Raw genomic sequence first — 23,881 nt, 5'->3', positions numbered from 1 at the left:
ATCAGTTTTTAAATTAAATATAGTAATTAAAGTTATGGCAGACGAAATGATGGTTAAAGAATTGGAGGAAGTAGTAGTACGTTTCTCCGGCGACTCCGGCGATGGTATGCAGCTGGCCGGCAACATCTTCTCGAACGTGTCGGCTACAGTAGGAAATGACATCTGTACATTCCCTGACTATCCGGCAGACATCCGCGCCCCGCAAGGTTCGCTAACCGGTGTTTCCGGTTTCCAGGTCCACATCGGTGCCGGACAAGTTTACACTCCCGGAGACCGTTGCCACGTATTGGTGGCTATGAACCCCTCCGCTTTGAAAACACAAATCAAATTTTGTAAACCGCAAGGACTTATCATTACCGACTCCGACTCATTCGAAGCCAGAGATTTGGAAAAGGCACAATTCAAAACCAACAATCCTTTTGAAGAATTAGGAGTAAAACAGGAAGTATTGGAAGTTCCGATCTCTTCCATGTGCAAAGAGAGCCTGAAAGACTCCGGACTGGATAACAAATCGATTCTCCGTTGCAAAAATATGTTTGCACTCGGATTGGTTTGCTGGTTGTTCAATCGTAACCTTGCCGCAGCTGAAAAAATGCTGCGTGAGAAATTTGCCAAGAAACCCGAAATTGCAGAAGCTAATATTAAGGTATTGAACGATGGTTTCAACTACGGAGCCAACACTCATGCTTCTGTCTCTACTTATAAGATTGAAAGCAAAGCTCCGAAATCAAAAGGACTTTATACAGATATCAACGGTAATAAAGCAACCGCTTACGGACTGATTGCCGCAGCAGAAAAAGCTGGTCTGGAACTCTATCTGGGTTCTTACCCTATCACTCCGGCCACTGATATTCTGCACGAATTAGCTAAACATAAATCATTGGGAGTAAAAACCGTACAGTGCGAAGATGAAATCGCAGGTTGTGCTTCTGCAGTTGGTGCCGCTTTTGCCGGTGCCTTGGCTGTAACAACCACTTCCGGCCCTGGTGTTTGTTTGAAAAGTGAGGCTATGAATCTTGCTGTGATCGGTGAACTTCCATTGGTGATTGTAAACGTACAACGTGGTGGTCCGTCTACCGGTCTCCCCACAAAATCTGAACAGACAGACTTATTGCAGGCCCTCTACGGACGTAATGGTGAAAGCCCGATGCCAGTTATTGCCGCAACTTCACCAACCAACTGCTTTGATGCTGCATATATGGCTGCCAAAATAGCTTTGGAACACATGACTCCGGTTGTATTGCTGACTGATGCTTTCGTCGCCAACGGTTCCGCAGCTTGGAAACTTCCTAATCTGGATGAATATCCTGCCATTAATCCTCCATATGTAACTCCGGACATGGCCGGGAAATGGACTCCTTACCTACGCAATGAAGAAAACGGTGTACGTTACTGGGCAATTCCGGGAACCGAAGGATTCATGCATCGCATCGGTGGTCTTGAAAAGAGCAACGAAACAGGTGTTATCTCTACCGAACCGGAAAACCACAATAAGATGGTCCACCTGCGTCAAGCTAAAGTGGATAAGATTGCAGACTATATCCCCGAACTCGAAGTATTGGGTGACGAAGATGCAGACTTATTGATTGTAGGTTGGGGTGGTACTTATGGCCATCTCCGTCTGGCTATGGACTTTATGCGTGATCATGGAAAGAAAGTGGCATTCGCACACTTCGAGTACATCAATCCGTTGCCTAAGAACACTGCCGATGTATTGCGTAAATATAAGAAGGTCGTAGTAGCTGAACAGAATTTGGGACAATTTGCAGGTTACCTGCGCATGAAAGTGCCCGGATTGAACATCAGCCAGTTCAACCAAGTGAAAGGACAACCTTTCGTTACGAGAGAATTGATAGATGCATTTACTAAATTATTGGAGGAATAAAAAGATGAGCGATAAAGTATATACCGTACAAGATTATAAATCAGGCCAACCTCGCTGGTGTCCGGGATGCGGTGACCACGCTTTCCTGAACTCACTGCACAAAGCTATGGCCGAACTGGGAGTAGCTCCGCACGATATTGCCGTCATTTCCGGTATCGGTTGTTCTTCCCGTCTGCCTTACTATGTAAATACATATGGTTTCCATACGATTCACGGACGTGCTGCTGCCATTGCAACAGGAGCTAAAGTAGCCAACCCTAATTTGACTATCTGGCAGATTTCCGGTGATGGTGACGGTTTGGCAATTGGTGGCAATCACTTCATCCACGCCGTTCGCCGCAACATTGACTTGAACATGATTCTGTTGAACAACCGTATCTATGGTTTGACAAAGGGACAATATTCACCGACTTCAGAACGTGGATTCGTCAGCAAATCATCCCCTTATGGAACAGTAGAAGACCCGTTCCATCCGGCAGAGCTAGCTTTTGGTGCCCGCGGACGTTTCTTTGCACGCTGCATTGCAGTAGATGGTGCTGCTTCTGTAGAAGTATTGAAAGCAGCTGCTAATCACAAAGGTGCCTCTGTTGTAGAAGTTCTGCAAAACTGCGTTATTTTTAACGACGGGACTCACGCCAGCGTTGCAACAAAAGAAGGACGTGCCAAGAATGCTATCTATCTGGAACATGGACAGCCGATGTTATTTGGCGAAAACAAGGAGTTCGGATTGATGCAGGAAGGATTTGGATTGAAAGTAGTAAAATTGGGTGAGAACGGCATTACAGAAAAAGATATTCTGGTTCATGACGCTCATTGCCAGGATAATACTCTTCAATTGAAACTGGCTTTAATGGAAGGTCCCGACTTCCCGATTGCACTTGGTGTTATCCGCGATGTAGAGGCTCCGACCTACAACGATGCAGTTACAGAACAAATCGAAGAAATCAAAGGCAAAAAGAAATATCATAATTTCCAAGAGCTGTTGATGACTAATGATACTTGGGAAGTAAAATAACACTGCTTTAACACATAAAATAGTAAAGGCGTAGATTGAGAGTTAGTTTTCTTTCTACGCCTTTATTTATGAGCCGTCATCAACTTGCTTTACCTTTTTAAGCATTCACAGAATAACTAAAAATATTCTTACTATGTTTCTCAAGACAATTCAAAACATCTTTAACTATAAAAGCCTCTTACTTAGATAACGTACAGGATACCATACAGAGAGAAAGCCAACTGCCAAAACTGTGATAAAGATTAATACGACATCCCAAGCGTGAACGCTGACAGGATAGGCGTCTACAACAAAAGTACCACCACCGCCTCCCAATGAAATTATACCGAATTTCTGTTGGATAAAACATAGGATTAAGCCTAAGACAATACCGGAAATAGCACCAAAAAGAGAAATGAGACGTCCTTCAAAGAGGAATATTCGGGAAATGAGTTTATCACTAGCTCCAAGACTCCGCAAGGTTACTACATCATCCTTCTTATCCAAGATCAACATAGAAAGGGAACCTATCACATTAAAACAGGCTATCATTAAAATAAAAGTGAGGAACAAATAAGAGATTAGTTTCTCTATCTCCATAATACGGAAAACATCTGCCTGCTGCTGATAACGATTCTGAACAACAAAATCATCACCCAGCATGTTTTCTATTTCAGATTGTACCGATGAAGTATTTGCATCAGGCTTTAATTTCAATTCCATCGCAGAAACTTCTGTTGTATAATCCAGAAGCTGACGAAGAAAATCAAGAGAAGTCAGAATATATTTTCCATCATATTCTTGCTGATTCACCACAAATACGACACCTGGAGAATACAGATAATCACGGTTGAAAGAAGCACCGGGATTTGCCATGTTCACTTTGGCATTTCGCTTGGGAAGATATACCTGAAGAGGATCGACAAACTCCAAACCGGTTCCCAAGGTCGCAACCAATTCCACTCCCATGACGCCATAATTCACGATCGAATCATGAAGAACGAATTTTCCCGCGCCATAAAGTATACTGTCTATAGCCGTCAGTTCTTCAAAATTATCCTCCACCCCTTTTAGTACAACCATAGCTTGGCGGTCCTTGTATTGCACCATTGCATTCTCTTCGAGTGTTTCTGTAAACACCTCCACTTCAGGAAGTGCACAAACAGCACGTATCCGTTCATTCTGGCTATCAAAGACCTTTCCCTCACGAACCGTAATTTTCAACTGCGGATCAAAAGCTGTAAAAAAGCTGGCCACCATATCCTGAAAACCATTAAAAACAGAAAGAGTGCAAACCAAAGCAAGCGTAGCAAGAGCCACCCCACATACGGAAATGCCGGATATGATATTAATAGCATTATGCTTTTTCTTTGAAAAAAGATAACGCCTGGCTATATAAAAAGGGAAGTTCACCTCTGCAATGAATTATTTCACTTCAGCAGCGAATCTATTTTCTCAATATAATCCAATGAATCATCCACGAAGAATTTCAATTCAGGAATGATACGCAGCTGGTGACGTACACGAGTCCCAAGCTCATAACGAATGGATTTCATATTGTTATTGATATTCTTTACCATCTCTTCTGCTTTCTCTGAAGGAAAAACACTGAGGTAAACACGGGCAATACTCATATCAGGACTAATACGAACTGCGCTAACAGAGACCAATGTACCTGGCATGGACTTTGTTTGAAGCAGGAATATCTCACTTAGCTCTTTCTGCAACAGGCGAGATATCTTATTCTGTCTGGTTGTTTCCATAAAGTTATTTACTGTTTTACGATTTACTACTTACTATTTTCTTCCTTATAATCGTTAATCCGTCACGCAAAGGAAGTATTACTTTTTCCACTCGCACATCTTGCGCTACCAAATCATTAAAGGCTTTAATACCAATCGTTTGAGCATCAGTATTGCGAGGTTGTTCAAGCACATGCCCGTCCCACAAAGTATTATCAGCAATGATATATCCACCCTCGGAAAGATGCGCTAATGTCATCTCGTAGTATTCAATATACTTGCGTTTATCGCCATCAATAAAAGCCATATCAAAAGTAACACCTAAACTCGGAACAAGTTCTAAAGCATCACCTATATAAAAACGAATTTTATCGGCAAACGGTGATTTCTCCAACCATGGACGGGTAAAGTCCTCTTGCTCATCATTGATCTCAAACGTATGCAACAGTCCACATTCCGGCAGACCTTCCGCCAAACAAAGAGCGGAGTAGCCGCTATACGTTCCGATTTCCAATATCTGACGAGGCTGAATCATTTCTACAAACATTTTCAGCATCCGTCCCTGCAAATGCCCGGAAGCCATACGAGGACGAAGAAGCTTTACATGTGTATCCCGATAGAGCGATTTCAAATAATCGCTCTCGGGATCAATATGCTGCAAAATATATTCGTCTATCGATTCGGTTTCCTGCATAAAACTGACTTTTACAATTACAGATAGCGGTTGTTGTTAGGTAATACAGTCTCCTCTGCATGTTTCAATGCATCTTCCACTACATTAATTTCAAGGAATGAGGTCTTTGTTCCTGCCTTACCACTACTTAAATAACCTACCATATCGGAAGGTTGCAAACGGCCTTCTTTCAACAGACGACGCAATGCCGCAAAGTAATATTGCTGTCCGTTAGCCAATTCCGGCATATAGATAGCTTCCACACCATAAGACAAAGCCAAATGACGCATTGTCTTTTCTTTATAGCAGATAGCCAACACTGGATACTTTCCACGGAAAGCAGCCAGATTACGAGCAGTGCGTCCGCTATAACTATCAGTAATAATAGCACGTATTTTTAGCTTAGAAGTAGCTTTTACAGCTTGTTTAGCAAGGAATGCCGTAACATCATTACTATTCTCATCTAACGGAATACGGATATCATTTTCTTCCAGTTTATCTTTTTCTGCCTGAGCCGCAATTTTAGTCATCGTTTTCACCGCTTCTACCGGATACTTACCATAAGCAGTTTCTCCGCTCAACATCAAAGCATCTGTACGATAGTAGATTGCATTGGCAATATCAGTCACTTCCGCACGAGTCGGACGAGGATTATTTATCATTGTATGGAGCATCTGAGTAGCAACGATTACCGGCTTCTTTGCCAGAATACATTTGCGAATCAATACACGCTGGATTCCCGGAATACGTTCTTGAGGCACTTCAATACCCAAGTCACCACGGGCAACCATTACGCCATCTGCCACTTCCAGGATTTCATCAATATTATCTACTCCTTCCTGATTCTCAATCTTAGCAATAATCTTAATATCACTATTGTGTGCATCCAGAATTTCACGTATATCAAGTACATCCTGACGGTTACGCACGAAAGAGTGAGCGATAAAATCAATATCCTTTTCGATAGCATAAAGAATATTGTTACGGTCTTTTTCCGTCAACGAAGGAAGATTGATGCGAACCCCCGGGACATTTACGCTTTTACGGCTTCCCAAAGTAGCATCGTTCTTAACTTCACACAACAAATAACCATCAGTCTTATCAATAACTTCCAGTTCCAGATCGCCATCATCAATCAAAATCGTACCACCGATATTCAAGTCAGACACAAAGTTCGGATATGAAACAGCAATACATTCACGGGTTGTTTCCAAATCCGGATTACCTACAATCTTTACTTTCTCTCCTATTTTATATGGAATCGGCTCCGCATTAGCCGTCGTACGAACTTCCGGACCTTTTGTATCCATCAAAATCGCAATACGGTTGGACACAGCACGTACATTTGCAATCAAAGCTTCAAAACCTTCACGGCTAGCGTGCGCTGTATTCATACGCACTACATTCATCCCAGCCTCAAACAACTGTTTTATAAAATCCACATCACAACGTCTATCCGAAATGGAAGCCACAATCTTAGTCTGTTTCAATAACATAGTCTTTCTACCTATTATATATTATTACCTTATTTATTATCTATCCAATAAAGCTTCTAAAGCCAAACGGTACGAATTTAGCCCAAAGCCACAAATCACTCCTTTACAAGCACAAGCAATCATCGACACATGCCGGAAAGACTCGCGACTATGCACATTGGAAATATGCACCTCAATCACCGGAGATGTCACAGAACGAATAGCATCCTGCAAAGCTATGGAAGTATGTGTATACGCACCTGCATTCAAGATTATACCATCCACATCAAATCCCACCTGCTGTATGCAGTCTATCATCTCCCCCTCAATGTTCGATTGAAAATAGTCGATCTCCACGTCAACGTATCTTTTACGAAGATCAGCCAAGTAATCTTCAAATGTAACGCTTCCGTAAATGGAAGGTTCACGCTTACCCAACAGATTAATATTCGGGCCATTAATAATTTGTATCTTCATCGCGCAATCCTGTTTTTTTATACCTTTGTATCTGAAAGAATGTGCAAAGGTAGAAAAAAGAAATGGAAATCAACGAAAAAAAGCATAAGAAGGAGCAACAAGAGCTGATAATCAGAAAGTATCAGCAGTATCTCAAACTGGAAAAGTCCTTATCTCTTAATACTCTGGATGCCTATCTTACGGATCTGGACAAACTGATGAGCTTTCTGACATTGGAAGGGATTAACGTATTGGACGTATGCCTGTCCGATCTTCAACGTTTTGCGGCCGGATTACATGACATCGGTATTCATCCCCGTTCACAAGCCCGCATCTTATCAGGAATCAAATCATTTTTCCGTTTCCTCATCCTCGAAAACTATCTGGAAGCAGATCCCAGTGAGCTATTAGAAGGGCCTAAAATAGGTTTCAAACTTCCTGAAGTACTGACTGTGGAGGAAATTGACCGGATTATCTCCGCCGTCGACCGCAGCAAAGCCGAAGGACAGCGAAACAGGGCCATTTTAGAAACACTATACAGCTGCGGACTTCGGGTATCGGAACTTGTCACTCTTAAACTATCCGACCTCTATTTTGATGAAGGCTTTATCAAAGTAGAAGGAAAAGGAAGCAAACAACGACTCGTACCGATCTCCCCCCGGGCTATTAACGAAATAAAATTTTACATCATAGACCGCAACCAAATTGAAGTGAAAAAAGGACATGAGGATTTCGTTTTCGTCAGTCAGCGGAGAGGCAAAGGACTTTCCCGGATTATGATCTTTCATATGATAAAAGAATTAGCACAAAAAGCGGGCATTACCAAAAACATCAGCCCGCACACTTTCCGGCACTCCTTTGCCACTCATTTACTGGAAGGCGGAGCCAATTTGAGGGCCATTCAATGTATGCTCGGACATGAATCCATTGCGACAACGGAAATCTATACCCACATCGACCGCAATATGCTTCGTAGTGAGATTATCGAACATCACCCACGAAATATCAAGTATAGGAAAGAAAAAGAGAAACTATTTCATTAAATTATGATAAAATCAGCCCCTTAACTATATATTTATATTAAGAATTAATATCTTTGCGTTACTTTTTCTGTGTGAGCAGAAAGAGATTGGCAAATAGACGATATTTCAATTACAAACATTTAATTTATACCTAAAATGACTAAGAAGTTGTACTTGCCTTTACTCATGGCAATGGTTGTTGCATTATTCTCTTCTTGCAGCAAAAAAATGGGTGAATTGTCAGCTGATTACTTCACTGTTACTCCGCAAGTGTTGGAGGCAATAGGTGGTAAAGTTCCTGCGACCATCAATGGTAAATTTCCTGAAAAGTATTTCAACAAAAAAGCGGTAGTAGAAGTTACTCCGGTTTTGAAATGGAATGGCGGCGAAGCTAAAGGCCAACCAGCTACTTTCCAAGGTGAAAAAGTGGAAGGTAACGACCAGACTATCTCTTACAAGATGGGCGGTAGCTACACAATGAAAACTTCCTTTGACTATGTTCCTGAAATGGCTAAGTCAGAATTGTATCTGGAATTCAAAGCTACTATCGGAAAGAAAGTTGTGACTATTCCTGCTGTGAAAATAGCTGATGGTGTAATCTCTACTTCTGAATTAGTAAACAATACATTAGGTAACGCTAACCCTGCATTGGGCGAAGACGCTTTCCAACGTATCATCAAAGAAAAACACGATGCCAACATCATGTTCTTGATCCAACAAGCTAACATTCGTTCCAGCGAATTGAAGACTGCTAAAGAATTCAATAAAGAAGTAGCTAACGTTAACGAAGCTGCTAACAAGAAGATCAGCAACATCGAAGTTTCTGCATACGCTTCTCCTGATGGTGGTGTAAGCTTGAATACTACTCTTGCTGAAAACCGTGAAGGCAACACAACTAAAATGTTGAGCAAAGACCTGAAGAAAGCAAAAATCGATGCTCCGATCGATGCTAAATATACTGCACAGGACTGGGAAGGTTTCCAAGAACTGGTTTCTAAATCTAACATCCAAGACAAAGAGTTGATCCTCCGCGTATTGTCTATGTACCAAGATCCTGCACAAAGAGAACAAGAAATCAAAAATATTTCTTCTGTATACAAGACTTTGGCTGACGAAATCCTGCCTCAGTTACGTCGTTCTCGTTTGACTTTGAACTATGAAATCATCGGTAAGTCTGACGAAGAAATCACTAAGTTGGCTTCTTCTAATCCTTCTGAACTGAACGTAGAAGAATTGCTGTATGCTGCTACACTGACTAGTGACCCGGCTAAACAAGAAGCTATCTACACTCAAGCTACAAAACAGTTCCCGAACGATTACCGTGGTTACAACAACTTAGGTAAATTAGCTTACCAAGCTGGTAACATTGACAAAGCGGAATCTTACTTCAAAAAAGCTGCCAGCGTTAATGCTACTCCTGAAGTTAACATGAACTTAGGTTTGATCTCTTTGATGAAGGGTGACAAAACTGCTGCAGAAGCATACTTCGGTAAAGCTGCCGGAACAAAAGAACTTGGCGAATCTATGGGTAACCTGTACATTGCTCAAGGTCAATATGAAAGAGCTGTAAACTCATTCGGTGACTCTAAGACTAACAGTGCTGCTTTGGCTCAAATCCTTGCTAAGGACTACAACAAAGCTAAAAATACTTTGGCTAACGTAGAAAGACCTGATGCTTACACTGACTACCTGATGGCAGTTTTAGGTGCTAGAACTAACAATTCTTCTATGGTAACAAGCAGCTTAAAGAGCGCAGTTGCTAAAGATTCTTCATTAGCTAAGAAAGCAGCTACTGACTTGGAATTTGCTAAATTCTTCACAAATGCAGATTTCATGAACATCGTTAAATAAGAGAATTACCACTCTATTTTAAATATTAAGAATTGCCTGTCATTATAAATGACGGGCAATTCTTTTTTTTTATCTGTAAAAACCGTACTTTCGCAGAAAAGAAATCAAAGCAATGAAAAAGAGTAGCATTTTAATCCTCATAATCATTTGTCTATGCAGTTGTGGTAAATCTTCAGAGAAGGTAAACATAACCGGGGAGATCAAAGGTCTGGGCACAGATACACTTTATCTGTATGGAATGGATGAATCATTCGACCGGATAGATACCATTTTCGCGAAGAACGATAAATTCTCTTATACAGCTTCAATAGACACCATTACTTCTGCCTTTTTACTTATTGACAATCAGACAGAATATCCAATCTTCCTTGACAAAGGAAATCAAATCAAAATAAAAGGAGACATCAATCACCCGGAATATCTGGATATCAATGGCAATATATATAATGAAGAGTTTACGACCTTTCAGAAAGAACTAAATAGCTTGCCTACCCCATCCGAGAAAGATTTAGAGCAAAAAGCAGAAGAATTCATCATGAAGCATCATTCTTCTTTTGTCAGCCTCTACTTATTGGATAAATACTTTGTTCAAAAAGCCTCACCTGATTTCAACAAAATAAAAAAATTAATTGAAGTCATGACAGGAATATTGCAAGACAAGCTGTATATTGAACAGCTCAACGAAGCAATCTCTTTGTCAGAGAAAACAGAGACAGGCAAATATGCCCCCTTTTTCAGTCTATCTAATATAAAAGGAGAGAAAATTACCCGGTCATCAGAAAATTTCAAGAAAAAGAACCTGTTAATCAACTTTTGGGCTTCATGGGGAGATAGCATTTCCAATCACCGAAGTAATACCGAGCTAAAAGAGATCTATCAGAAATATAAGAAGAACAAACATATAGCTATGCTCGGTATCTCCCTTGATATGGATAAACAAGAGTGGCAGGATGCTATAAAACGTGATACGCTCAATTGGGAGCAAGTCTGTGATTTTGGCGGACTAAATTCCGAAGTAGCCAAACAATACGCCATCAAGCAAGTTCCCAGCAACATTCTTCTATCAGCAGATGGGAAGATTCTTGCGAAAAACCTCAAAGGAGAACAATTGAAGAAGAAAATAGAGGAAGTAGTCACCGCTGCTGAGGAAAAGGAAAAACAAGACAATAAGAAGAAAAAATAACCAGTAATCAAACGTGTTAATTAAAGTATTCGGAGCGGCTGTTCAAGGAATTGATGCAACACTCATCACAATCGAAGTCAACAGCTCGCGCGGCTGTATGTTCTATCTCGTCGGCCTTCCGGATTCTGCGGTCAAAGAAAGCCATCAACGTATTATCTCCGCATTGCTGGTGAATGGTTATAAAATGCCCACAAGCAATATAGTAGTCAACATGGCACCAGCCGACATCCGAAAAGAGGGTTCAGCTTATGACTTACCTCTTGCCATCGGATTACTAGGGGCTAGCGAAACAATCTCCTCCGAGAAGTTTTCCCGCTATTTGCTAATGGGCGAACTAAGCCTGGACGGAAGTATACAACCTATCAAAGGTGCGCTTCCCATTGCTATCAAAGCGCGCGAAGATGGTTTCGAAGGGCTAATCATCCCCCAACAAAATGCACGGGAAGCTGCCGTTGTCAATCAATTAAAAGTATACGGAGTCAGTAATATCAAAGAGGTCGTCGAATTCTTTAATAATGAACGCGAATTAGAGCCGACTGTTGTTAATACACGGGAAGAATTCTATCAACAACAGACCAACTGTGACTTGGATTTTGCAGACGTAAAAGGACAAGAGAATGTAAAAAGGGCACTAGAAGTTGCAGCCGCCGGAGGACATAATTTAATAATGGTAGGCGCCCCGGGGAGCGGTAAATCGATGATGGCCAAACGCCTTCCTTCCATTCTTCCTCCTCTTTCGCTGGGTGAAAGTTTGGAAACCACCAAGATCCATTCAGTTGCCGGACAATTGAAACGCGGGTCCTCATTGATTTCCCAGCGTCCATTCCGTGACCCACACCACACAATTTCCCAAGTGGCGATGGTTGGCGGAGGTAGTTTTCCACAACCCGGAGAAATCAGTCTGGCACATAATGGGGTACTTTTTTTAGATGAATTACCAGAATTCAACCGAGGAGTGCTGGAAGTATTGCGTCAACCATTGGAAGACCGTCAAATCACAATTTCCCGCATCAAAAGCACTATCAGCTATCCGGCCAATCTGATGCTGATCGCATCCATGAACCCATGTCCCTGCGGATATTACAACCATCCGACAAAAGCATGCGTATGCAGCCCCGGACAGGTCCAAAAGTACTTGAATAAGATATCCGGTCCATTATTAGATCGCATCGACATTCAGATAGAGATCGTCCCTGTACCCTTTGATAAGATTTCCGACCAAAGACAGGGAGAATCGAGCAATATCATCAGACAACGAGTGATAAAAGCCCGTCAAATGCAGGAAAAACGATACACCGAATATACCGGAATTTATTGCAATGCACAAATGAACAGCAAACTGCTTGCAATGTATGCTCAACCGGATGCAAAAGGACTCGCATTGCTAAAAAATGCTATGGAACGGCTCAACTTGTCTGCCCGAGCCTATGACCGGATTTTAAAAGTTGCCCGTACAATCGCTGATTTGGAAGGAACAGAGCAAATACTCCCCAACCATCTGGCAGAGGCTATCAGCTATCGAAATCTCGACAGAGAGAACTGGGCAGGGTAATAACAATGAATAGAAGAGAATTATTTCATCACTAACGCTATATTTTTTCATATATTTGTTTTACATTTGTGACAAATAAATATGCAATCATATGAAAACATCAATAACAAGTCTTTTAATGATATTTTGTTTGAGCATATTAACTTATGCGCAAACTCCCCAAGACAGAGCCACAGAACTAAAAAACCAAGCACAAAGTAGCCTCAATCAAAAAGATTACATCAAAGCGCGTTACTTATTCAAAAAAGCATACGAAGCATTTGCAACCCGCGAAAACTATCCACAGGCAATAGAATGTGGTGTTCAGGCTAATGCTTTATACGTCAGAGAGAACTTTTACAAAGAAGGATTCGAACTTTGTCGTGACATGGACCAACTTATATGGGCCGGAGAGCAAAATCAGAAGAAAGTCTTTTATGACCTCCGCTTCCTCGTGAACAAGGAACGGTTACAGATGTACACAGCACTTAAAAATCCAGCTCAGGCAAAAACACAGCTGGATAAATTGGAAGAGACCGCTAACCTTGCCAAGAATGACTCATTAACAGAGGTTTTACTGTATACAAAAGCCAACTATTACTATACATTTAATCAAAACACACAAGGCGATGCCTGTTTCCGCAAACTGATTAATCAATATAAGGAAAAGAAAGATTATGCCAAAGTGAGTGATTGCTACAAGAACCTTATCGGAATTGCCCGTAAAGCCAATAATGCCCCTTTAATGGAACGCACCTATGAAAGTTACATCGTTTGGACAGACTCCGTGAAAGCGCTGACAGCTCAAGACGAACTGAATGTACTGAAAAGGAAATATGACGAAAGCCAACTGACCATACAAGAAAAAGACGATACGCTATCAGCCAAACAATACATCATTATAGGTCTGTGTGTTCTTGTAGTCATTCTCATAGCCGGACTGACAATACTGGCCGCCATATTACTGAAATTTATCGCTGGCAACCGCAAATTAAAGAAAAGTGTGAAGATTGCCAATGAACATAATGAATTAAAAACCCAATTCATACAGAACATATCTTCACAGATGGAGCCGACTTTGAATACGTTGGCTACTTCAGCGAATGAACTTTTACAGAAAGCTCCTCAAGAAGCGGGACAAATGCAGAGCCAAGTTGCTGCTCTAAAGAAATTCAGCGATGATATCCAGGAACTGTCTTCATTAGAGAATTCATTAACTGAACTCTATGAATTAGGTGAAATCAACGTAGGTACTTTCTGCGAAAATGTAATGGATAAGGTTAAGGAGCATATTAAAACAGATGTTACTCCTTCAGTCAACGCTCCCAAACTTCAGGTAAAGACAAACAAGGAACAACTGGAACGTATCCTTCTCTATTTACTGAAAAATGCAGCCTTCTACACCGAACAAGGACGTATCAGCCTTGAGTTCAAGAAACGTGGTGCACATACTCATCAGTTTATCGTGACGGATACGGGAACTGGTATTCCAGCAGAGCAACAGGAAAATATCTTCAAACCTTTCACGGAAGTGAAAGACCTCACTACAGGAGATGGACTAGGACTACCAATCTGTTCACTAATCGCCGCAAAAATGAATGGTAGTCTGACACTAGATACAGGCTATACCAAAGGAACCCGTTTCATACTGGAACTTCACGTCTAAATTTTGCATAAACGAATAACTTGTATCATTAGATTACTTTCTAATTTGTTTATTATAGTTACTCCGACAGACATTATTCCAAGCCTCTGTTTTGGAGTATACAAAAATAGGGACAGGTTCATACATAAACGCATATCATATTTATAATAAACTTTGAAGTAGTTTATTATAAACGGTATCCAAGTTTATTAAAAACTCCAAAAGTTAATTTCCGACTTTCTATTTCCATTTTTTACAACAAGAAGGCTGCATATTTTATAAAATCTGCAGCCTTCTTGCTTATATCTAGCCCACCATTCTTAGTGTATGCTAGAAATATTTTCTATACTTGTTGTAATATTATATCATTTAAGTCATTAGTTTCATACTCTTTCATCTACTATTTACAAGGTTTAGATTCTTTTTTTAGACTATAAAGATACAACATTTAAAGGCATTTGTCAAGAGATACATCTTATAAAATACCTCTTCCATGCATTTATAAAAAGTATTGTCCTTCTTCTTTTAATCTTTTACGCAGCAAAACAGTATCAATTTTATGAACGTCATTTCTTGTCTGTTTGATGGCATGTACAGCAGCCATTCCGGCAGCTTCCCCCGTCACCAGACAAGGAGGCATTACCCGCAAACTTCCAAAAGCCTCTTCATCAGTAGAGATACAACGACCAGCCACCAATAGATTCTTTAATCCTTTGGGTGTCAGACAACGATAAGGGATTCCATGCGACTCTCCTTTTTTGTAACGTGTCTCCTTATGTCCTGGCTTATGGACATCAATATAGTAACAGTTACGCCCAATCTCATCTTCAAATGTTTTGCGTTCCAGCCAGTCTTGTAACGTAAAGGTATAATCTCCTTCAATCCGACGACTATCTCTGACACCTAACAGAGAAGCAGTCTTCACAACAAAAGCACTACCAAAAGTTTTAGGCTGCACTTCTTTCAGTGCTTCCAGGTATTGTTCTGCGATTTGCCTACCAGTGGCCATTGCTCGCGTAGTAGCCCATGGGTCGGTTGAATCAACATTATCAATATGACCGGCATTAAACTGTACCACATCCGGACCGATCAAATTACTATTGAAATGCCTTCCTATCAATGGATATTTCCCGGAGTTAATCGCTTTAAAGATTGGGCTGTTTTTGTTACTTGTATGCAAAGAAGGGCCTACGAGATTGTAGTTATAACTATCGACATTGGCAAACGAGAAACATAAGGTAGAACTTTGCAATACTCCATCCTCCCCTCCTTTTTTAAATGAAGCACCTGCCCATGCAGCTACATCGCCATCTCCCGTTGCATCAATAAAGACTTTCGCTTTAAATGCGACAAGCCCGGATTTATTTGCCACAATGATAGCGTCTATTGTATCATTAGCAGACATTTCAACAGCTGCAACTCTCGAAAAGAAAAGAACCTGAGCTCCCGAATCAGCGACCATTTGATCATAAACCTGCATTAGGTATTCAGGATTTATGTTCACCCAATTCAACTTCTGTTTTCTCTCATGGGGCACTCCTTTTTTCGATGCCTCAAATATCTTTTCCGCCAATCCCCTATAAATGATTTTCTCACCATCCGAAAACGGACACCATGCCGGAACCATCCCTGCAGTTCCCATACCGCCAAGTTGCCCCATTGCCTCAATCAATAAAGTCTTAGCACCTTCCCTAGCTGCAGAAATTGCAGCGGTACATCCGCCGGGACCACCACCGATTACAATAACATCCCATCGATCGTCCACGGCAATCTTAGTATTCTTCAGACGTATTTTAGACTGTGGGGTATCGCCATTCACATTAAGGGCAGGAACTGCAAAAGCAGCACTAAGCAACCCGGCTTTTTTAAGAAAATCTCTTCTAGACGTCATTACAAATTAATTTATTATAATTACTTTTTCATAAAAGTCTCTGCACGTCCTGGTGTAAACAGTTCCCACAAAGAAGCAACAGTCCATCCGGGTGCAAAAATATCATTATAGTATCCTTTACCATTCTTTCCATAATCCCAACTTGCATGTTGGACAACCTCCGGATAATAACCTACCTTTGCAATACCGCACATATGCCCTTCATAAGGTAATAACTGGCGCATAGAGGTTGAAATCACTTCTGCAAAGTTCGAAAAACGAGATTCCTCATACTCTTTCGACAACCAACGAAGCACATCGGCAAATTCAAAAACAAATACGTCAATATGATTATTTTCAACCGAGACATTTCCCCAGCCACGTGTTTTCAAACCAATATCGCCCAGCATCTGACCGGGAGCAAAAGGAACATCCCACAAATAATACCACGATAAGGCAAAATAAGCAGCTTTCTTTGTCAAGTCAGCATAATGTTTATGCTCCTCTCCCTTAGTAACCAATGAAAGATAATAAGTAGCAGTTGCAGCATAAAGTGATGCTTCTTTATCTTCACAATTCGCATCAAGAGTAGAAGAGAAATAATCTGCTTTAGAAATCAATTCTTTCTCCAGATAACCTGCAGTCCGCTTAGCACTATCCAAATAACGTTTATCCTTGAAATACTTATATCCCATCACCAAAGGCAATGTAGCTGAAGGAGTACTTCCCCCACTTTTATCTACAATAGTAAAATCGTCACGGAACTTGCGTGGAAAACTACCATCGGCATTCTGCAATTGCAGGAACATATCCAGCATTTTCTTCAATCGCTGTTCCCATTCCGGATATTTGCGTCCTTTTTCTTTTTCATAAGCCAGGAAGTGGAAGATTGCATAAAGCCCTTCCGACTGACGACGGATACTATGAACAGGATCTTCAAAGTTCTTATCAAAGTTTACAGACTCCTTGATAAAACCAGCCTCCGTAAATCCATTCTTCAGATAGCTATCAAATATTTTAGCACTATTAGTTTTCAAGTCCTCACGGTTAGATTCCCAACCATATTCCCAGGCATTAAATGCATTAAGAAGAACACGACCGATAAAACCGACCTCTGCCTGCCCATTACTTGTACATGCATCTGCCCTAAGATGTATACCCGAATTATACACCAACGGATATTTATCAACAAAACTACTTACAAAGAATTGGCTAAGAGTTTCCTTCATATATTCAATTGAGTAGGAAGTATCAACAGGCTTGGGAGAATATGTATCATAACAATATTCCCAAGTATGGCGCACAAAATCAGAATAGTCTTCGGCTTCACCTTCAGCAATTTGCCACGTCAACAAAATAGTTTCTCCCTTTTTCAGATGTTGATAAGCTGTCACAGCCGGGGCTAATGTTAATTTACGAATATAACTTTTGGGAGCCTCCCGATAAGGAAAACCGAAGGAAAGAGTGGCAACACCATCCTTATTTTCAAATCCGGTATACCCTAAAGATGTCTTATCCGAAAGAATTATTTCACCTTCACGATGCGTGGCCAAAGTGCTGTTTACAAACTTATCCAGTCTGTTGACAGTCATAAAACGCTGTTTCTTCTCACAGAAAATCCCCGTGAGAGGTGCACTTAACCTGTCTTCGCTCACAATCCAACTATCTGATGTATGGAATGAAGGAGCCTCTTTGGGTGAACGCAGATTACGTCGATACCAAAACCCCGGCATATAGAACAGGCAGTCATCATGACGGAAGCCGGTTGCCACCTGCTGATTGTAATTAAAATATATATCTTCCAATGCAGTGATAGATACACTAATACGTAGTCCATCGTTACCAGTCACTATATTTTGAGACACAGTCAACGGCATCTTTTCCGAATTCTCCAAGTAATAAGTGCCATTATTATTCTGCGATTTCTGAAAAGTCAATGGATAGTGTTTCGCTCCATTTCCTGGTACCTTCAAAAAAATAGATGCAGAAATCGATTCCGGCACATTATCAAAAGCCTCAGCAATAGTGGCACATGCCACAAAAGCCATCCCACAAAGTAAATATTTCAAACTCATATAAAACATGATTGCGAATCAGCCTGTCTGATTCCGTTTGTACTAAATTGTTGAGCCAAAGTTAGGAAACATCCCTCACATTGAATAAAACAAATTGGGCTATAAATAAAAAAAAATATCCAAATCAATAGAAATATCCTCCAAAAGTCTCAACTATTACTTAATACCGGAACAATTATTTTTCCATTAGAGCGGCAGCACACCACAGATAAGGTCCCTGCCCATGATAATCACCCGTGCGGCGTGGACGGTCATAATAATACTGTTTACTGTTCTTTTTATTTGTACCCACGCAAATCTCTCTCACCTGATTTTTGTCATTAAGATATGACACTAAAGCTATCCACGCCTTACGAGCTGCAGGAGCATATTCTTCAGCATTCAACCATCCATTCTTAACTCCCTTAATAAAAGCAAAAGTGAACATAGCCGATCCGGATGTTTCAGTCCAACAGTCAGACTGGTCAATCAACTGATTCCACAGCCCCTCCGGATTCTGATATTTCTTCAGACTTTCCATCATTATCCGATATCCCTCCAAAATACGAGGACGGTCTTTGTGATTTTTAGGCAGACACTGAAGCAATTCCGTCATTCCGGCAGCCATCCAGCCATTTCCACGTCCCCAATAATAAGGTACATCCGGTGCATGATAGAAAAGACCGTTCGGACGTTGTAACTTATCCAGATACATCACCATCTCTTTAGCTGCACGATCAATATATTTTTTATCCTTCGTCACCTTATAAGCACGAGTTTGCACAATTGTAATCATATACATATCATCAATCCACAAACGTGTTTGCCAAGAATACCCTTTTTCAGCCCATTCCTTTTCTTCCGGTTTCGCATTTGCAGGCACTTTCCATTGAGAATCAGCATAGGGTAACCCCAAATACCAATATTTCTTATCTTTCGTCACAAGATATAACTCAAGAGGCAAGCTGCCAAACATATTCACATCAACATGGTTCATAATAGGTTGCAACGCTTTTTCCTCGGTAAATAGAGGTTCAAACTTATCCTGCAAACGATTGAGAAGCTCCTTATCTTTTGCAAGATAAGCATATCGTAGAGCCCCGTTCCAATAAAAAGTCTCCGGATAACCAATCCATTTTCCGATATGAAGTGCATGTTTCTCTGTTAGAAAACGATATGCCAATCGCTTACCAACTTCCTCCGGAGTAGAGCCTTCCGGAAAGTCCTTCAACATACTTTTTTGAGCAAACAACAACTGAAAAGGAATAAAAAATAATAATATTAATACCTTCTTATACATAAATACCTAATCTTTATTTATTCAACAATATATCTTTCAATTCAACATTATATCCATCTACCCGCAAAAGCATCTTATCCACCCCTTCTTTACAGTCTACCTGAAAACGGATTTCTTTCGATTCACCGGGCATCAAATAAAAATATCCGTCATCAAAATAAGCAGGACGAATGGGCGCATCTGTTTTTGCATCCCTCAAAGTCAATGCTATTGCAGCTGCCAGATATTGTCCTGGATTTTTCACAATAAGTTTACCCTCACAATGATTTGCTTTTTTCGTGAAATTCTTTACAGATACATTCACCGAAGAAACCGGCAAATCACTCAGGACCTTTCCGTCCCATTCTTTTTGATTGAGCCAATAGACATTATCATCCAACAATTTTCCATTATTAGTTGTCAATACCAGCTTTACCCAGCTGAAATCAGGAAGTCCTTTTATATCCTCTAATTGTGTTACAGGAGTCAGGGCATTGGCTGTCACATGACTTACCCTCTGTTGTGAGGAACGTATCTTTTTTCCTAGTTTATCGTAAACCACGACTTCCACTTTCAAATTCCGATATTCCTTCAGGGTAGTATTAATAATGTCCACTTTATGTTGACTATTAAGACTCATCTGAATATGAAGAGGACGACACGCCTTTTGAGTACCATAATAGGCACCGGCAGTTTCACCATTTGAACTGTAATTCTGCCAAACCATACTGGGCCATGCAGGATGACTCATCCACAACAACACTCCAGAAGCATCATTCCACATCTTACTATTCCATGCTTCAAAAATAGCCCGATGGCTTTCGTAATTAATCAATTGTGCTTTTCGACAGAAATCATCCAAGTTATCAGAAGGTCCTAGTTTACGATCCATCCCTTCCTTATAAAGTTCACTAAAAGTCTTACTACCATATCTATGATTATGCCAGTCATGATAATACCAAACATCACTAATGGGCCATGTATCCTCTTCCGCCATAAACTCACGAACAGTTTCAGCCGTAGGCAGAGAAGGAGTACCCACTTCCGAACGGAATCCTCCGGCTAAAGAACGGTAGTACCAGCCTGCATCAAACTGATAACGCCAAGGTCCGCTTCCTGAACTATTCAATGAACGGGAATTTCCTGTATAATGCCTGCTGCCGTCCTCTTTAGCTAAAGTAGCAGCTAACGTATACTCAAGTTCATTGGGCGCAAATCCTTCATTACGCGCACACCATAAAGCAATAGAGGGATGATTGCGGAAACGACGTACTGTTTCAGTCACATTTCTAACGAACAGGCAGTTATCCAGCGGATTGAGATTAAACCCGTCTGTTGAAATCCAAAAATCATTCATCACTAACATTCCGTATTCATCACAAAGCTCATAGAATACTTCTTCAGTACTTTCACCCGTCCAATTACGAATCATATTGTAATTCATATTCTTATGCAACTTCAAGGCAGGTTCCAATCTCTCCCGGGAAACTCGCTTCATGCCATCATCCATTCCCCAGTTACCTCCTTTGCAATAGATTCGTTGTCCATTCACCTTTATAACCATATATTCTTTCATCAACGAATCCTTTATTAACTCTATACCTTGTGAAGAAACCGGTTTCAATAAATTGGGGACAAACTCTCCATCATAATTCGTATAGCGAACCTTACTATCCGTTTTTTTACGTTTCACAGCATCAAAAACGGGTTTTCCATCCTGCAAAGCAGCAGTCGGATTATAGCTCAACCGCACCACAGGAGAATTATCCTCGTATGCAGACAATTCATATTCCAACTCACGAATACCAATACGCATTTTCTTTACATCAAGTGTGTCCTTGCCTGACGAAATCAGACTTAAAGATGCATCATATAAATACTGTTCTCCATACCCATTCGGCCACCAAAGACGTGGATTCTTCATTTGCAGTTCTTTACACTCATCAGAAGTCAGCTTAATCATCCTTTTTTCATTTGCATTCAAAGAAACCGGATAAACAGCAGACACATTTCCTATATTAAAATGTAAATTGGCAGTACAAGTCGTTTTAGAAGAATTATAAATCTCCGTCTGAACGATAAAATTGACAGATGTAGTATCAGGCAAAGGCAGATCTGTAATCACATGCGTATCAACAATTTCCAGCTCATTGCCAAATTTGACTCTGACATCCTGCCAAATACCCATATTTCGGTCGCGTATACCGGGAATCCAATCCCAACCCTCCGAAGAGATAAAAGTAGGACCGTCTAAACACAATGCCCCACCATTGGGACCAATTCCTTCTTTCTTATTTGCTTCGTGAGGAATACCTGGATTGTTAGGCGGAAGAATACGGATAGCCAACAGGTTCTTCTTTTCATAATCCACCCAAGGAGTTATATCAAAAATACCTCTCTCAAAAGCACCAGTCATTGTTCCTAATAACTGATGATTAAACCATACTTCCGCTTTATAATTGATTCCATTCAAAATCAACTTCACTTTCTCTCCCTTGTTATTACGAGGAATACTAAAAGAATTTCGATACCACCAATCCATCCGACAAAGCGTATCGGGAATCAATAAATTATTAAGTCCCCAATAAGGATCAGGGTATACACCCTGATCCACCAATGTCGTTAATACTGTACCTGGAACTGTTGCCGAATACCATTCGCTTGTATCTAAATCTTGCGCAAATACAGATTTTCCAGCTGCTCTGGCTTTATATCCTTCTATCATTTCCCACCCTTTGGAAAGTTGATATTCCCAATCAGAAAGTGGACTCAATTCTCCAGGTTCTATCGCCTTCTTTTTAAGGTTAGCTGTCTGAAACGAATGTTTTGAATGAGGTATCACTTCGGAACTTTGCTTACGTGATAAACCAAAATTCCATTTCAACTTTTGTGAATAAATACATTCTGTAGAGGCACACAGAAAAATAGCAACACAAGCAATATATGCATTCAGCTTTATTCTCATTGTTTTATAATCTACTATTTAATCTTCAACTTCTTTACATCATCACATACAGCAACTGCTACCCGAGAATCCGCACAACCGTAATAGAGGTATAATTTCCTTTTGTGATATGCAAGCCCCTCAATAAATACTGTTCCATCTTTGTATTGTCCACTCTTCTCAAAAGAAGCCTCGGGAGCAAAAAAAGGCTTATCCAAACGATCCAATACTTTATAAGGATCATCACCATCCAATAACAGCTGTCCGGCACAATAAGCATTGGCCGGATAGTCAGCATCTCCTGTTTTACCACTATTCTTACCATTATACATAAGAACAATACCATGTTTGGTACGAACAGCCGGAGGACCACATTCTGTCAGCAAACTATCAAAATGTCCTTTACGAGGTTGTATAATTTTCATTAGCTCATTCTTCTCATCCAAAACCGGATACCAGTCAATCAAGTTATCAGAAGTAGCAGCATATACCGCATATTCTCCCCAATACATCAAATACTTACCGTCAACTTTATCGATGACCAATTGATTTCCTTTCAACTTTGTTAGAATAGAACCCGACTTGCAGAAAAGATCATTAAATCGACCGTTATATGCCTTATCAAAAGCAAGCCCATGCTTTGTCCAATTTTTCAGGTCTCGGGAAGTAGCTACAGCAAGACGCGCTTTTTTTCGATTCCATGCCGTATAAAGCATTACATATAATCCGTCTTCAGTCATAGCCACACGGGGATCTTCACAGCCCCCCGGCCAATCTTGATCTTTAAAATTATCTTCAGCAGGAAAAAGAACAGGGCTACCAAGTCTCTTCATCTCAATCCCATCCTTACTTTCAGCATAACCAACACGTGAGGTTCTTTTACCTATGCCTTGAGCCGAATTATCTTCTGCGCGGTAAAGTACAACAATTTTTCCATCTTTTGTAGTAGCAGCCGGATTAAAAGTATCACTTTCTTCCCACTTCACTTGCTGTTTCCGCATAGGACAATAAAATTCTGTCGGCTGCGGTGATATGACAGGATTAACTCCTTCCGGACGATGGAACGGACCAATCACCCAATTATTATCCTGTTCTTCCTGAGTAGTATCTAAAGAAGGTGCATTAGTAAATCCACATGCTGATAATATACCGACTACACCTATGATAAACTTAAGTTTCATCTCACTTCTTTTTAATGATTAAAATGATTTCTCTATAATATCAATGATTGATTCCACAATCTACTGAAACAAAGAAAGCAGAATCAATTCATATTC

At 40.6% G+C, this 23,881-nt stretch carries 17 protein-coding genes; 7 read left to right on the top strand and 10 right to left on the bottom strand.

From position 1 onward, the window contains the following. Nucleotides 1–34 precede the first annotated feature (34 nt). The gene (locus I2I04_RS19440; protein ID WP_195470735.1) at nucleotides 35–1,885 is read left to right on the top strand and encodes a 2-oxoacid:acceptor oxidoreductase subunit alpha; all 1,851 of its coding nucleotides are present in this window, start codon (nucleotides 35–37) and stop codon (nucleotides 1,883–1,885) included. 4 nt (nucleotides 1,886–1,889) lie between these two features. Continuing rightward, nucleotides 1,890–2,900 (top strand): 2-oxoacid:ferredoxin oxidoreductase subunit beta, encoded by a 1,011-nt coding sequence (locus tag I2I04_RS19435; protein ID WP_143259286.1) that lies wholly within the window; start codon nucleotides 1,890–1,892, stop codon nucleotides 2,898–2,900. 165 nt (nucleotides 2,901–3,065) lie between these two features. Here I2I04_RS19435 and I2I04_RS19430 read toward each other — a convergent pair whose 3' ends face one another. From I2I04_RS19430 to aroQ, 5 genes are read right to left on the bottom strand one after another with little or no spacing between them, the layout of a single operon-like run. Beyond that, a complete protein-coding gene (locus tag I2I04_RS19430; protein WP_195655721.1) occupies nucleotides 3,066–4,292 on the bottom strand; it encodes an FtsX-like permease family protein in 1,227 nt (408 codons plus the stop codon). A gap of 17 nt (nucleotides 4,293–4,309) precedes the next feature. After that, nucleotides 4,310–4,642 carry a 30S ribosome-binding factor RbfA gene (gene rbfA / locus I2I04_RS19425; RefSeq protein WP_004296522.1) on the bottom strand — a complete coding sequence of 111 codons (333 nt, stop codon included), beginning with the start codon at nucleotides 4,640–4,642 and terminating at the stop codon, nucleotides 4,310–4,312. 16 nt (nucleotides 4,643–4,658) lie between these two features. Continuing rightward, on the bottom strand, nucleotides 4,659–5,315 hold the full coding sequence (locus I2I04_RS19420; RefSeq protein WP_195655720.1) for an O-methyltransferase: 657 nt from the start codon (nucleotides 5,313–5,315) through the stop codon (nucleotides 4,659–4,661). 17 nt (nucleotides 5,316–5,332) lie between these two features. Beyond that, nucleotides 5,333–6,790, bottom strand: coding sequence for a pyruvate kinase (gene pyk, locus I2I04_RS19415; RefSeq protein WP_008023274.1), 1,458 nt, complete (start codon nucleotides 6,788–6,790; stop codon nucleotides 5,333–5,335). 36 nt (nucleotides 6,791–6,826) lie between these two features. Continuing rightward, nucleotides 6,827–7,246 carry a type II 3-dehydroquinate dehydratase gene (gene aroQ, locus I2I04_RS19410; RefSeq protein WP_004311171.1) on the bottom strand — a complete coding sequence of 140 codons (420 nt, stop codon included), beginning with the start codon at nucleotides 7,244–7,246 and terminating at the stop codon, nucleotides 6,827–6,829. Nucleotides 7,247–7,308: 62 nt separating this feature from the next. Between aroQ and xerD the strand changes: the two genes are divergently transcribed. The 5 genes from xerD to I2I04_RS19385 all read left to right on the top strand — a co-directional run bounded on the left by xerD (nucleotide 7,309) and on the right by I2I04_RS19385 (nucleotide 14,478). Next, entirely contained in the window at nucleotides 7,309–8,268 is a 960-nt protein-coding gene (xerD, locus tag I2I04_RS19405; RefSeq protein ID WP_195655719.1) for a site-specific tyrosine recombinase XerD, read from the top strand. Between the two features lie 135 nt (nucleotides 8,269–8,403). Beyond that, on the top strand, nucleotides 8,404–10,098 hold the full coding sequence (locus tag I2I04_RS19400; protein ID WP_185911566.1) for a tetratricopeptide repeat protein: 1,695 nt from the start codon (nucleotides 8,404–8,406) through the stop codon (nucleotides 10,096–10,098). Nucleotides 10,099–10,210: 112 nt separating this feature from the next. Next, nucleotides 10,211–11,281: a TlpA disulfide reductase family protein gene (locus tag I2I04_RS19395; RefSeq protein ID WP_143259290.1), complete on the top strand. Its 1,071-nt coding sequence runs from the start codon at nucleotides 10,211–10,213 to the stop codon at nucleotides 11,279–11,281. Nucleotides 11,282–11,294: 13 nt separating this feature from the next. Next, on the top strand, nucleotides 11,295–12,833 hold the full coding sequence (locus tag I2I04_RS19390) for a YifB family Mg chelatase-like AAA ATPase (protein WP_195470739.1): 1,539 nt from the start codon (nucleotides 11,295–11,297) through the stop codon (nucleotides 12,831–12,833). Between the two features lie 91 nt (nucleotides 12,834–12,924). Continuing rightward, nucleotides 12,925–14,478, top strand: a complete 1,554-nt coding sequence (locus tag I2I04_RS19385) for a sensor histidine kinase (RefSeq protein WP_195655718.1) — start codon at nucleotides 12,925–12,927, stop codon at nucleotides 14,476–14,478. A gap of 478 nt (nucleotides 14,479–14,956) precedes the next feature. Here I2I04_RS19385 and I2I04_RS19380 read toward each other — a convergent pair whose 3' ends face one another. The 5 genes from I2I04_RS19380 to I2I04_RS19360 form a co-directional block, all read right to left on the bottom strand. Continuing rightward, on the bottom strand, nucleotides 14,957–16,348 hold the full coding sequence (locus I2I04_RS19380) for an FAD-dependent oxidoreductase (protein WP_195655717.1): 1,392 nt from the start codon (nucleotides 16,346–16,348) through the stop codon (nucleotides 14,957–14,959). A gap of 20 nt (nucleotides 16,349–16,368) precedes the next feature. Continuing rightward, on the bottom strand, nucleotides 16,369–18,402 hold the full coding sequence (locus tag I2I04_RS19375; protein ID WP_195655716.1) for a hypothetical protein: 2,034 nt from the start codon (nucleotides 18,400–18,402) through the stop codon (nucleotides 16,369–16,371). Nucleotides 18,403–18,577: 175 nt separating this feature from the next. Further along, nucleotides 18,578–19,681, bottom strand: a complete 1,104-nt coding sequence (locus I2I04_RS19370) for a glycoside hydrolase family 105 protein (protein ID WP_195470743.1) — start codon at nucleotides 19,679–19,681, stop codon at nucleotides 18,578–18,580. 13 nt (nucleotides 19,682–19,694) lie between these two features. Further along, nucleotides 19,695–22,625 (bottom strand): glycoside hydrolase family 2 protein, encoded by a 2,931-nt coding sequence (locus I2I04_RS19365; RefSeq protein WP_195655715.1) that lies wholly within the window; start codon nucleotides 22,623–22,625, stop codon nucleotides 19,695–19,697. Nucleotides 22,626–22,639: 14 nt separating this feature from the next. Next, a complete protein-coding gene (locus I2I04_RS19360) occupies nucleotides 22,640–23,785 on the bottom strand; it encodes a glycoside hydrolase family 130 protein (RefSeq protein WP_195470745.1) in 1,146 nt (381 codons plus the stop codon). Nucleotides 23,786–23,881: the final 96 nt, after the last annotated feature.

It is taken from the genome of Bacteroides sp. 1001136B_160425_E2 (assembly GCF_015559655.1).
GTDB lineage: Bacteria > Bacteroidota > Bacteroidia > Bacteroidales > Bacteroidaceae > Bacteroides > Bacteroides luhongzhouii.
Note: the sequence above shows the minus strand (reverse complement) of the source record. Positions and strands in the feature narration are given on the sequence as shown.